Genomic DNA, 14,503 nt, shown 5'->3' on the forward strand with positions numbered 1-14,503 from the left:
TTTAACATGAATTTGTTTTTTAATTATGCGTTAGTAAAACCCTGCATTCATTACGGTTCTCATAATAAATGCTGCATTTTTTTGCTATGTATACTTTTTGTTTGGGTGAAAAATAGGGATACATCAATGGTATACATTAATTTTATCTAAACTAAAAAACTAATTCTATGAGACACAATCTCTTTAAAATTCTAACACTTTTTTTTATAGCATATTCGAGTGCTCAAAATGTAAATGTTAGTGGAAATGTTCAAGACGATACAGGTTACCCTATACCGGGAGCAAATGTATTGGTTAAAGGTACCAATACGGGTACCGTTACAGATTTTGATGGCAACTTTATTATTAATGATGTTCAAATTGGTTCAACACTAATCTTTAGTTATATAGGTTATATAACACAAGAAGTTGTTGTGGCGAACAGCGATAATTTAAACATTCAATTATTGCCAGACATCGCGCAACTTAGTGAAGTGGTAGTTGTAGGTTATGGTACCCAAAAAGTTACGAAAGTATCTGGTGCAATTTCTACGGTAAAATCAGAATCTATTGAAAAGATAAAACCTTTAAGGGTTGAAGAAGCATTACAAGGTAGCGCTTCGGGTGTTTCTGTAATTCAAAGTGGTTCACCAGGAAGTAAACCAACCGTATTAGTTCGCGGTATCCCTTCTTTTTCAGGTGTTGACCCCGTTGTTATTATTGACGGTGTACCTCAATCCTTAGATGATTTAAACGCTATCAGTTCTGCCGATATTCAATCAATTAATATTTTAAAAGATGCGGCATCTACAGCCATTTACGGTGTTAAAGGTGGTAACGGTGTAATTGTAGTTACAACTAAAGGCGGAAGAAAAAACCAAAAAACCGAATTTAATTACAACACTTATACAGGTGTACAATCTGTAATTAGAAAAATTGGTTTATTGAATGCCACCGAATATGCTGTTATGGCTAATGAAGGAAGCACGGTAGCCGGAGGGAATTTAATTTTCCCAGATATTTCTAATTTAGGAATGGGCACCGATTGGCAAGATGAAGTTTTTAAAAATGCTACCGTAAACTCGCATACATTATCGGCTAGAGGCGGATCGGAAACTGTAGGTTACTTTTTATCAGCAGGCTATTTAAGTCAAGGCGGTGTTGTAGGCGGTGATGATAAATCTAATTTTAATAGAGTAAACTTTACGGCAAACTTAGATTTTCAACTAACTTCTAAATTAAGATTCTTAAGTAACACAAGTTATGCGAATATAAAAAGCAAAACCATAGCTGAGAATTCATTTAATTCTATTTTAGGAAATGCTATAAATTTCGACCCAACGGTACCGGTATATAACAATGATCCTAACGATTTTGCAACTTACGGTTACAGTAACTTATTGCTATCTGAGATTTTTAATCCGGTACAGCGATTGAATGATACCTATAATGAAAACAATGGAAACAAGTTGTATGGTAAATTCGAATTACAGTACGATATATTGGATAATCTTAAAATATCGTCGCGTTTTGGTTACACCAAATGGGATTTAGTAGGTAAAAGTTTTTCTCCTTTAGCGTATTACGGGCCCAATAACGTATCTAGCCAATATTTGCCAGATGGCACGGTGCCCATGCAAACTGTTGATAATGGCGATGGTACAACAAGTACAATCCCGTCGTTCCACAATAGTGTTAGTGAATATACGGCTTCAAATTTTAATTATACGTTCGAAACATTTGCCAGTTATAATTTTAGCTTAAACGATGTCCATAATTTTGATGTGGTTTTAGGTTTGGCTCGAAGTAAATCTACAGGACATGGTTTTGGTGCCAGCAGACAAGATGTAAGAGATAACTCTTGGGCTTGGGCGGATATTAGTGCTGCTACGGGTGTAAATACCAAATTAAACACCAATGCCTATACAGGGTATAGCTACCAAAACTTAGAGCGTAGAAACATGTCTTTCTTTAGCAGGGTTAATTACGATTATAAAGACACGTATTTAGCATCGTTTTCTGCAAGACGAGATGGCTCTATAGCTTTTGGTGATGATAATAAGTTTGCCAATTTCTTTGCAGGCTCTTTAGGATGGGTTGTAACCAACGAAGATTTCTTCAATTCAGAGTCTATTAATTTCTTAAAGATTAGAGGAAGTTATGGTACAGTTGGTAACGAAAACGTAAATCCGCAATATGTGGGTATTTCGGTTGGCGGACCAAGTTATAACTCTACCGCAAATAGTAATGGATATACCTTTGGAACCGAGTTTGTTCCTGGTGCTACGGTAAATTCATTTAGCAACCCAACATTAAGTTGGGAGGAGCAAACACAATATAATGTAGGGTTTGATGCTACCTTATTTGATAACCTATCTATAACTGCCGATTATTTTAACAAGTCTGTTGAAGGATTGTTATTTACAGATGCCCCGCCACTTTATGCGGGTACTTCAGAACCTGTTACATCAAACATTGGAAGTACGGAAAGTAAGGGTTTAGATTTAACTTTAGGGTATAGGACAAACGGAGACGATTTTAAATTCAATACCTCATTCACGTTCACAACGTCTAAAAACTTGGTAACCGCAACAAATACCGATGGTACTGCATTTGTACCGGGTGGTGGTTATTTTAATGGTCAAGCCCATAATGCAACACGCTTCCAAAAAGGCTTTACACCGGGGTATTTCTATGGTTTTGAAACCAATGGGTTATTCCAAAATCAAGCTGAAATTGATGCGCATGCCACACAAACCGGTGCACAGCCAGGAGATATTCGCTTTGTAGATATCAATAACGACGGCATCATAAATGATGATGATAAAACAAAAATTGGAGATCCGTTTCCTGATTTCACTTTAGGTTGGAATTTAGGATTTGAGTACAAAGACTTCGATTTAAGCATGTTTACTTACGCTTCTGTTGGAAACGATATATTTAGAGCCTACGAGCGTAATGCCATATACACGAATAAAGACAGAAGTATTTTAAACCGATGGACAGGAGAAGGCACGACAAACGACGCTAAAAATCCACGATATACTTTTGCCGATTCCAATAGTAATATCAGGCCATCAGACCGATATATTGAAGACGGTAGTTTTATTAAAATTAAGAGTTTAATTTTAGGATACACACTACCAGAGAACTCCAATAATGTATTTAGTAAAGTGCGTATTTATGCGCAAGCTAAAAACTTATTAACACTTACGGAATATACAGGCTACGACCCTGAGATATCCGGTGGTATTTTAGATACAGGTATAGACAGAGGTGCTTATCCGCAGGCAAGAACATTTCTAATTGGTTTAGACCTTAAATTTTAACATCCAAAAATAAATTAGTATGAAAAATATAAAAAACAGTATAGTATTAACCATGATACTTTCAATCTTTGTTGGTTGTTCAGATGTTGTTGAATTCGACCCGCACGATGAGTATCAAGTTACCGAGGCTGATTATCTGCAAACAGAATCAGACTACCGGACTATGGCAGTGAGCTGTTATACACCAACACAATGGTTAAATCAAATGGTGGTTATTGGCGATATTGCATCAGATAATGCCGTTGCAGGTGGCGAAAACGCTTCTGATGTATTATCGTTGCAAAATATTGATGATTACGATTATCAGCTTTTAGCAAACAATTCAACACTTCAAGATTTATGGCTATCGGCTTACGAAGGAATCAATAGAACCAATTATTTAATAAGTTACAAAGATGTTAATCTATTGGGTAACACCGTAAATTTTGAAGGTAAGGAAGCACTTTTTGGCGAAGTTCGTTTTTTAAGAGCTTATTATTATTTCAATTTGGTTAGAATGTTTGGTGATGTGGTGTTGTTTACCGATCGTAAATTAGGCATCACAGATTTTGGAACATTACAAAGATCGCCTAAAGCAGAGGTATACGCACAAATAGAAACCGATTTAACAAATGCTATTAGTGTTTTGCCAACATCGGCTTCGCAGCAAGGGCGTATAACAAAATATGCCGCTCAAGCTTTATTGGGTAAAGTGTATTTGTATCAGGAAAAATTTGACTTAGCGGCACCTATGCTCGAAAATGTGGTAAATGGTCCATTTAGCTTAGTGCCTAATTTTGATGATATCTTTTTATTTGAAGGTGAAAATGGCCCAGAATCAATTTACGAAGTACAATACTCAAACGGTTCACCGTATTATAACTGGGGTGGGCAAACAAGAGGTCAAGGTAATTATGCTGTACAGCAATGTGGTGTAAGAGGTTTAAGTGGTTCTGCAGATATGCCATACAATGCCGGTTGGAGTACAAATTTACCAACACAGGATTTAGCAGCTGCTTATGAAGATGGCGACCAAAGAAAAGACGCTACTGTTTTTGATGTTGCTGCTTATGCCGCAGATAACCCAAGTCTTAATGTTACTTTTCAAGTGGCACCTTTTAAAAATACCGATTTGTATAATAAAAAGTATTTACCAAGAAAAGGACAAACTAGCGGACAAATAGAATTGAATTACGAAAACAATCAACGTATTATCCGTTTTGCAGACGTGTTATTAATGGCAGCAGAAGCTAATTTAAGAGCGTCAAATGGTAGTGCTGCTAAAGCACAAACCTATTTGGATATGGTAAGAGATAGAGCTTTTGGCGATACAAACCATAGAGTTACTGCAACCGTGCAAGCTATATGGGATGAAAGACGATTGGAGTTGGCTATGGAAGGCGATCGTTTTTTCGATTTAGTGAGAACAGGTCAAGCAGCTACAGTTTTAGGAAGCGGTTATAGCACAGCTACAAAAGGATTGTTCCCTATACCTCAAAGAGAAATTGATCTTTCAGGATTAACACAAAATGACGGCTATTAATAACTAAAAAAACAAATTTATGAAAACATTAAAATATATTTTTAGCACGATTTTAATTATAACTTTGGTATGGAGTTGTGAGGAAAACGTGTTTGGTGATACAGATTTCCTTGAAAGCACTAAGGCGCCCACAAATCTTTCGGCTGCAGTTAGTGTTTCACAGGACAATTCCGGGGCAGTAACCATTACACCATTAGGTGAAGGGGTTGCAAGTTATAGTATTGACTTAGGCGATGGCTCTGACATAGAAGAAGGAATTACCCCAGGCAATAGTGTTGAGCATGTTTATGAAGAAGGAACGTATGATGCAACCATCACAGCAGCTAGCGTAAACGGATTAACAACATCCATCACTCAGCCTATAGTGGTGTCGTTTAAAGCACCGGAAAATCTGGTTGTAACCATCGAGAACGATGCCGCAATCTCTAAGCAGGTTAACGTATCGGCAACAGCAGATTTTGCGCTATCTTTTGAAGCGTATTTTGGAGAACCGGGAAATGATGAACCTGTTCCTTTTAATATTGACGAAACGATATCATATCAATATGCAGAAGCTGGAACATACACCATTAGAGTGGTAGCTATGAGTGCAGCCATTGCAACTACCGAGTATACGGTAGATTTTGATGTAACCGCGATTTTACAACCATTGGAAGCTGCTCCTGCGCCTATTAGAGCACAGGCGGATGTGATTTCAATCTATAGTGATTCTTATACAAATCCAGACCCCATTGATTACAATCCAAATTGGGGGCAATCAACAACCTATACTCAAATACAGGTTGATGGAAATAACATGATTCAATATGGCGATATTACTTATCAAGGTATCGATTTTTCTAGTGTGGCTGTTGATGCTTCGGCTATGGAGTATATTCACGTTGATGTATGGACGGCACAAGCAGATTTTAATGCAAAAATATCTCCTATTAGTGCAGGACCAAATGAAACCGCTTACGATTTAGAGTTAACTCAAGATCAATGGACGTCTTTTGATATTCCTTTATCTGCCTTTACAGATCAAAATCCATTGGTAGACTTTTCAAATATTATTCAATTTAAGTTTGAAGGAGCACCATCAGAAGGCGGTACTATTTTTATAGACAACCTTTACTTTTATAAAGTACCAACAGCCGTAGATACAGGTATTGTAGGAACATGGAAATTGTCTCCTACAGCTGGTGCACTAGGTGTAGGCCCATCAGTTGGAGATATCAGTTGGTGGAATTGCGATGACACCTGCGTTTCAGACAGAGCTTGTTATTATGATGATGCTTATGTGTTTAATCAAGACGGCTCTTTCCAAAATGTTTTAGGTACAGATACTTGGGTTGAACCTTGGCAAGGTGGTAGTGATGCTTGTGGAGCACCTGTGGCACCTCACGATGGCTCAAACGCTGCAACTTACGTTTATGATGAAAATGCAGGAACGGTAACTTTAAACGGAGTAGGTGCTTTTATAGGCTTACCAAAAGCAACCAATACAGGCGAACTTACTAGTCCTGGCGATGCACCAGCATCAGTTACTTACAACGTTACTTTTGTCGACCCAAATACATTATCGGTATATATTGAAACCGGTGCAGGTGTATTCTGGCAGTATACTTTAGTAAGAGATGGGGTGGTTAGTTCACCATTAACAGGAACATGGCAAATGGCACAAGAGGCAGGGTCATTAGGTGTAGGACCAGCTTTAGGGGATATCTCATGGTGGAACTGCGACGATGCTTGTGTTTCAGGAAGAGCATGTTACTACGATGATGCTTATGTGTTTGGAGCCGACGGTTCTTTTCAAAATGTATTGGGAACCGATACGTGGGTAGAACCATGGCAAGGTGGTAGTGATGCCTGTGGAGCGCCTGTAGCACCACACGATGGCTCAAATCCGGCAACATTCACCTACGATTCCGGCATATTAACATTAAATGGCGTAGGTGCTTATATTGGCTTGCCCAAAGCAACAAATACAGGCGAACTTTCTAGCCCTGGCGATGCACCAGCATCAGTTGCTTATAATGTGTCTTTTATAGATAATAATACTATAAGTGTGTCTATTGAAGCTGGAGCAGGTGTATTTTGGCAATATAAGTTAGTAAGAATCTAAAAAAATTAAATTATGAAAAACATAAAATATTATATCGGAATGTTTCTGGCACTAGCTTTTGTATTTACTAGTTGTCAAGATGATGATATCTCAATGGGCGAATTAATTGCCCCGTCTAATGTAACCATTTCTGCAGAAGTTATTGGAGTAGATGCAAGTAACCCAAATGGGGATGGCTCTGGATTTGTAGATTTTTCTGCAACGGCAGACAATGAAATAAGTTACCATTATGATTTTGGTGATGGTAAATCCGAAATATCTTCTACAGGAAAAATAACCCATAGATATACAACCACGGGAGTGAATACGTATACGGTTGTTGTTAGTGCCATTGGCGCAGGAGGAGTTAAATCGAGTACTTCTTTGGAAGTTGAGGTGTTTAGTTCATTCTCCGACCTTGAAGCTGTTGATATGATGGCTGGAAAAGTAATTGGAGGCACTAAAACATGGTATTGGGCTTCTAATTTACCCACTCATGTTGGTTTAGGTCCTGTTGAAGATGACTATGGAGGAGGTGAGTTTGCTTGGGAAGCGTGGTGGAATTCCATTGGACCTTGGGACGAAGAAAAATCATGTATGTACACAAACGAATTTGTATTTACACGATTAGAAGAAGGCTTAACATTCGAGCAAACCGTTGGTCCTGCATTTATACCAGGAACTTATGCTGGTGATTTAGGTGTTGCTGGCGATACCTGCCATGATGAAACCGTAGCGACAACCATGTTTGGTGTTAAAAATGTATCCTTTGCACCGTCTTCATCAAAAGCGGCCCTTGAAGGATCGTATAACGAAGCGCCTTACAGAGGGACTAGTTTTGAAATTGCCGATGGCGGATTTATGGGATGGTTTGTTGGAGCACATACTTATGATATTATTTCAATTACCGATGATTTTTTAATTGTTAGAATTATTCAAACCGGTAACGGATTTGCATGGTATCATAAATTCACCTCTGTAAAACCAGAAGAAGGCGCGGTAGAGGAATTTGAATCTCAGTACAACACACTGGTTTGGTCTGATGAGTTTGATACAGACGGTACTCCCGATCCGGCAAACTGGACCTACGATACCGGCGCTGGTGGCTGGGGGAACCAAGAAGTACAAACATACACTACCAATGCAGAAAATGTAACGGTTAGCGGTGGTTCTCTTATTATAACAGCAAAAGCCGATGGAAGCGGAGGTTATACCTCAGCAAGAGTAAAATCTCAAGGTTTACAAGCGTTTACTTACGGAAGAGTTGAGTTTAGAGCCAAATTACCAAGCTCTCAAGGAACTTGGCCTGCATTGTGGATGTTGGGCGAAAGCTTTTCTACCGTTGGTTGGCCAAGGTGTGGAGAGATTGATGTGATGGAGCAAACAGGTTGGGACAAAGGAACAACTTTAGGCACATTGCACTGGTTCGATACAGGAACAAACGGCAACGCGTCTTATGGCGAAACAACATCGATAGGCGATGCGTCTTCAGAGTTTCATTTATATTCTTTAGAATGGACCGAAGACAAGTTAACCGTGATGCTTGATAATGTTGCCTTTTTCCAAATGGATAACAACGCTGGTTTACCGTTTAACGACGATTTCTTTTTTATCATGAACATTGCCATGGGTGGCACCTTAGGTGGTGATATCGACCCAGCATTTACTCAAGATACCATGGAAATTGATTATGTGAGAGTTTATCAATAATTAATTTGAGGGTTTTTTAAAAGGTCGGTTTTCCAACATCCGGCCTTTTTACTCCATCCCTTATTCAAATAGCGCTTTGGTCACTTAGTCGCATGCAATACAAACGATTATAATTAATGAACAATACAGTTTTAACAGAAGATAAAAACGTTTCAAACCACAGCCAAAAAGTAAAGAACGGATTGGTGGATTTTGAAGGCGAAACGTATTATAAGATTTCCAATAGTGATGCTATGCGACCATTTTTTATGAGTATCGTTAGCGATTCAAACCATTGGATGTTTATATCTAGCAATGGTGGTTTATCGGCCGGAAGAAAAAATTCTGAATCTTCATTATTTCCTTATTATACCGATGATAAAATCACCGAACTTGCCGATGTTACGGGTAGCAAAACCATCTTTCAAATTCATTTAAAAGGAAAAACCTATGTGTGGGAGCCTTTTTCGGAAAGGCAAACGGGACTTTATCAAATTACCAGAAATATATATAAAAACAAATACGGCAATAAGGTTGTTTTCGAGGAAGTTAACAAAGATTTAAGGCTAACGTTTAGGTATCAATGGAGCTCAAGTAACCAATTTGGTTTTGTAAAAAAATCGACCCTTCAAAATAACTCCGATAAAATTATAAACATCACGTGTTTAGACGGTTTGCAAAATATTTTACCCGCTGGAGTAACTTCCGATATGCAAAACGCATACAGCAATTTGGTTGATGCTTACAAAAAGAATGAGTTATTGCCAGAAGTTGGTTTAGGAATATTTTCGTTAAGTGCCATTATTGTTGACAAGGCAGAACCAAGTGAAGCTTTAAAGGCGAACACGGTATGGTCTGTTGGGGTTGAAAATCCAACATATTTAATATCATCATTGCAACTTAATGATTTTAGAAAAGGACATGCGGTACGGCAAGAAGAAGACATTCGAGCCGAAAAAGGCGCGTATTTTACGGTTTCAAATATAGATTTACAAGCCAATTCAGATGAAAATTGGAGATTTATTGCCAATGTAAATCAAACTATTTCAGGAATTACTCAAATTTCCGAACTCATAAAAAATGAAAACAATATTGTTGGTTTGATTGAAAATGATGTTGATTTGGGTACAGAAAACCTAGTAAAATTAACCACCGCTGCTGATGGTTTGCAAGTAACCGAAGACCCTTTAACAAACACAAGGCACTTTGCAAATACGCTTTTTAACATCATGCGTGGCGGTATTTTTGATGACGATTACAATATTGAAAAACAAGATTTTGTAAAGTACCTCTCAAAAGCCAATAAAAAAGTTTATAACAAAGAACAAAAAACCTTAGACGCTTTACCGGAATTTTTTCAGTTAAAAGATATTAAAGCTTTCGCTGAACAAAGCACGGATAAAGATTTTAAACGCTTGTGTTTCGAATATTTACCATTAAAATTTAGCCGAAGACACGGCGACCCAAGCAGGCCTTGGAACAAGTTTTCAATAAATACAAAGAGTGAAATTGATGGCTCTAAAATTTTAGATTACGAAGGCAATTGGCGCGATATTTTCCAGAATTGGGAAGCGCTTGCACATGCCTATCCAGAATTTATTGAGGGCATGATTCACAAATTTTTAAACGCCACAACTTTTGAAGGTTACAACCCGTACCGCGTAACAAAAGGCGGATTTGATTGGGAAGTTATCGAGGAAGACGATCCGTGGTCGTATATAGGCTATTGGGGCGATCATCAAATTATATACCTTCTAAAGTTTTTGGAGTTTATTGAAAAGCATTACCCAAATAGATTGGAAAAATTATTCAACCAAAATATTTTTGTGTATGCCAATGTGCCCTATAAAATTAAGAGTTACCAAAACACATTATTAAATCCAAAAGACACCATTGATTTCGATTACAAACTGAATGCAAAAATCAATGAAAGAAGAGCAGAAATAGGAGCAGACGGTGCCTTGCTTTTAGATAAAAATGCATCCATTTACAGGGTCAATTTAATTGAAAAATTATTGGCGACCGTATTGGCAAAACTGTCTAATTTTATACCCGAAGGCGGTATTTGGTTAAACACCCAACGCCCCGAATGGAACGACGCCAACAACGCTTTGGTGGGCAACGGTGTTTCTATGGTTACTTTGTATTACTTAAACCGTTTTTTAAATTTCTTTGAAACGGTGGTATCGAACTTGGAAACCGAACAGGTAGAAATATCTTCAGAATTAAGGGTGTTTTTTAATCAAGTGGTTGCCACATTCCAAAATAATAAAAATATACTTTCTGGGCCTATTTCAAATAAAGACAGAAAAACAGTTTTAGATGGTTTAGGAAACGCAGGCAGTACATACAGAAACACAATTTATGAAAACGCTTTTTCAAGCGATAAATCTTCAATAAACAAAACAGAGCTTTTAGAGTTTATTGATGTTACAAAATCGTATTTACAGCACACCATTGCAGCAAACAAACGCGCAGATAATTTATATCATGCCTATAATTTAATGACGGTTGAAAATAACGAAGAAGTTTCCATTTCATATTTATCCGAGATGCTTGAAGGTCAAGTTGCCGTTTTAAGTTCGGGTTATTTGGCGCCAAAAGAAGCCTTGGATTTATTGGACGGATTAAAATCTAGCGCCCTCTTTAGAGCAGACCAATACAGCTATATTTTATACCCGAATAAAGATTTGCCGAGGTTTGATAAAAAGAATAATATTCCTTCTGAAAATGTGGAGAAATCACAATTATTAAAGCAATTGGTTGATGATGGAAACACGCAGATTATCGAAAAAGATATTTTAGGAAACTTCCATTTTAACGGAAACTTTAATAACGCCAATAGTTTAAAAGAAGCGTTGGATGAGTTATCGGATGAAAAATATAAATCGCTAATTGAAAAAGACCAAGCACTCATTTTAGATGTTTTTGAAGATGTTTTTAATCATAAAGCTTTTACAGGGCGCTCGGGAACATTTTTTGGTTACGAAGGATTGGGGTCTATTTATTGGCACATGGTTTCCAAATTGTTATTGGCAGTTCAAGAAAATGTATTGTTAGCTATAAATACCAATGAAAGCGACGAAATAATAGGGCGACTTTTGGACCATTATTACGAAATTCAAGCCGGTATAGGGGTGCATAAATCACCAGAATTATATGGCGCATTTCCAACCGATCCGTATTCGCATACGCCAGCAACTAAAGGCGCACAGCAACCAGGAATGACAGGACAGGTTAAAGAAGATGTGTTGAGCAGATTTGGAGAATTAGGCGTTTTTGTTGAAGACGGAAAACTGTTTTTTAATCCACGATTATTACGGAAATACGAGTTTTTAAAATCATCAAAAACGGTGCAATACACCAGTGTAAATAAAGAAGAGAAGACCATTCATTTGGAGGCCGACGCATTGTGTTTCACCTATTGTCAAATTCCAATAATTTATAAAATTTCAGATAACGAAACCATCAAAGTTGTGTTTAACAATAACACGATTCAAGAGTTTCAAAAATTAAGTTTAGATAAAAACATCTCAAAAATGATTTTTGAAAGAACGGGTGATATTAACCGCATTGAAGTTTCAATTATAAAGTAGAATTTAAAATGACAACAACGCTAAGAAATACATTGATTTTGTCCATTTTAATTGTAATGGCTGGCTGTGGAAATAAGCAAAAAAAAGAAGAAAACAACGTGGCAACAGAAAAACAGATAACAGCAAAAGATATTTTAGGGAATCCTGATTATTTGGCTATTTCTTATGGAGGTTACAGGCAAACGTCGCGGGATATTCAGCCCACGATTGAAGAGCTTAAAGACGATATGAAGATTCTTGCCGCTATGGGTGTAAAAATATTGCGCACCTATAACGTGCAGTTGCAGCAGGCTCCAAACTTGCTAAAAGCTATTAGGCAACTGAAAAACGAAGATTCAAGCTTTGAAATGTATGTTATGCTTGGCGCGTGGATAGATTGTAAAAACGCCTGGACAGACCAAGCCCCAGACCATAATGTGGAAAGCGAGCAAAATGCAGGCGAGATAGATAGGGCGGTAGCATTGGCAAAAGCCTATCCGGATATTGTAAAGGTTATTGCCGTGGGCAACGAAGCCATGGTGCATTGGGCAACCAGTTATTACGTGCAGCCAAGCGTCATTTTAAAATGGGTGAATCATTTACAGGATTTAAAGCAAAAAGGAGAACTTCCTAAAGATTTATGGATTACAAGTTCAGATGATTTTGCCTCTTGGGGCGGTGGCGATACGATTTACCATACACCAGATTTAGAAAAGCTGATTAAGGCCGTAGATTATATTTCTATGCATACCTATCCGTATCATAATTCACACTATAATCCAGAGTTTTGGAAAGTGCCGGAAAATGAGCAAAATTTAACGGATTTAAAAAAGACAGATGCAGCGATGTTGCGGGCTTTTGAGTTTGCAAAAAAGCAATACAATGATGTTTACAAATACGTGAAAAGCATTGATGCATCAAAACCAATTCATATTGGCGAAACAGGATGGGCAACGGTTTCAAATGGGCATTACGGTAAAGATGGGTCTCGTGCTACAGATGAATACAAATCAGGACGCTATTATGAGTTAATGAGGACTTGGACAAACAAAGAAAATATCTCTTGTTTTTACTTTGAAGCTTTTGATGAACCGTGGAAAGATGCCAGAAACCCGTTAGGTTCAGAAAATCATTTCGGACTTTTCAAGGTCGATGGTCAAGCTAAATACGCGCTTTGGGATTTGGTTGATAAGGGTGTTTTTGAAGGTTTAACCAGAAATGGAAACCCTATAACAAAAACCTATGATGGCGATAAAGATGCTTTAATGAAAGACGTTTTGGTGCCGCCAATAAAAGAATAAAGATGAAAAACTATATCGTACTATTTGTAATGCTTTTTGCTTTTGCATCGTGTAAAAACGAAGCGCAAAACCCTGTGGTTTCGGTGAGCGAGCGTCAAATTCTTGTAAACGGTTCACCCTATCTTATAAAAGGAATTTGCTATCATCCTGTTCCAAAAGGAGGCGATAAAAGGGATTTTAGCACCTTAGCCCAAGATTTAGACTTAATGGTCGAGGCGGGCATTAATACCATTCGCATTTATGCGCCTATTGACGATAAAGCCGTTTTAGATGACATTCATGCTGCCGGAATTAAAATAATTTTGGGTTTTGGGTACAACCAAAAAGGAAAGTTCGATATACTTTCAGGAACTTATATCGATTATGTAAATAAGTATAAAAATCACCCGTCCATTTTAATGTGGGAATTGGGTAACGAATACAATTACCATCCGGAGTGGTTCAGAGGCGATATTAAAAATTGGTATATAGCCATGAATGATGCCGCAGACCGTATCCATAAAAACGACAGCAAACATCCCGTAACAACGGCTCACGGCGAGCTGCCCGATGCATTGGCATTGTCAATGAGTCCAAATATCGATGTTTGGGGCATGAATGTGTACCGATGGGACGATCCGTCAACCATTTTTTCGCAGTGGGAAGCTGTTAGCGATAAACCCATGTATTTATCCGAAGCTGGAAGCGATAGCTATATGACGATTTCTAAGGCAGGATTCGAGAAAGGCATTAATGAAAAAGCACAGGCAGCGGCCAACAAAAACATTTTAGATAAAATTTTTGAAAACCAAGACGTTTGCTCGGGTGTTACCATGTTTTCGTTTACCGATGGCTGGTGGAAAGCAGGAAATCCCGATAAGCAAGACATTGGTGGTTGGGCGCCCAACAGTAGCGGCGTACCTTATGATGGAGCACCAAACGAAGAGTTTTGGGGTATTGTGGATATCGAAAGAAACAAAAAAGAAACATTTAGTGTTGTAAAAAATAAATATAATCAGTTAAAAAACTAAGGAAATGAAGCAGTG

7 protein-coding genes are annotated in these 14,503 nt (G+C 37.9%); all 7 read left to right on the top strand.

Going from position 1 to position 14,503, the window contains the following annotated elements; translation table 11 throughout:
* Nucleotides 1-167: 167 nt before the first annotated feature.
* The 7 genes from RNZ46_RS12390 to RNZ46_RS12420 all read left to right on the top strand — a co-directional run bounded on the left by RNZ46_RS12390 (nucleotide 168) and on the right by RNZ46_RS12420 (nucleotide 14,488).
* The gene (locus RNZ46_RS12390; RefSeq protein ID WP_316982478.1) at nucleotides 168-3,308 is read left to right on the top strand and encodes a SusC/RagA family TonB-linked outer membrane protein; all 3,141 of its coding nucleotides are present in this window, start codon (nucleotides 168-170) and stop codon (nucleotides 3,306-3,308) included.
* A gap of 19 nt (nucleotides 3,309-3,327) precedes the next feature.
* Nucleotides 3,328-4,830, top strand: coding sequence for a RagB/SusD family nutrient uptake outer membrane protein (locus RNZ46_RS12395; RefSeq protein ID WP_316982479.1), 1,503 nt, complete (start codon nucleotides 3,328-3,330; stop codon nucleotides 4,828-4,830).
* Between the two features lie 19 nt (nucleotides 4,831-4,849).
* Nucleotides 4,850-6,934, top strand: a complete 2,085-nt coding sequence (locus RNZ46_RS12400) for a hypothetical protein (RefSeq protein ID WP_316982480.1) — start codon at nucleotides 4,850-4,852, stop codon at nucleotides 6,932-6,934.
* A 12-nt stretch (nucleotides 6,935-6,946) separates the two neighbouring features.
* On the top strand, nucleotides 6,947-8,623 hold the full coding sequence (locus RNZ46_RS12405) for a family 16 glycosylhydrolase (protein WP_316982481.1): 1,677 nt from the start codon (nucleotides 6,947-6,949) through the stop codon (nucleotides 8,621-8,623).
* A 116-nt stretch (nucleotides 8,624-8,739) separates the two neighbouring features.
* On the top strand, nucleotides 8,740-12,198 hold the full coding sequence (locus RNZ46_RS12410; RefSeq protein ID WP_316982482.1) for a 1,3-beta-D-glucan phosphorylase, GH149 family: 3,459 nt from the start codon (nucleotides 8,740-8,742) through the stop codon (nucleotides 12,196-12,198).
* An 8-nt stretch (nucleotides 12,199-12,206) separates the two neighbouring features.
* Nucleotides 12,207-13,478, top strand: coding sequence for a glycosyl hydrolase family 17 protein (locus RNZ46_RS12415; protein WP_316982483.1), 1,272 nt, complete (start codon nucleotides 12,207-12,209; stop codon nucleotides 13,476-13,478).
* A 2-nt stretch (nucleotides 13,479-13,480) separates the two neighbouring features.
* Nucleotides 13,481-14,488, top strand: a complete 1,008-nt coding sequence (locus RNZ46_RS12420) for a glycoside hydrolase family 2 TIM barrel-domain containing protein (RefSeq protein ID WP_316982484.1) — start codon at nucleotides 13,481-13,483, stop codon at nucleotides 14,486-14,488.
* Nucleotides 14,489-14,503: the final 15 nt, after the last annotated feature.

Source organism: Hwangdonia lutea (assembly GCF_032814565.1).
Classification (GTDB): domain Bacteria; phylum Bacteroidota; class Bacteroidia; order Flavobacteriales; family Flavobacteriaceae; genus Hwangdonia; species Hwangdonia lutea.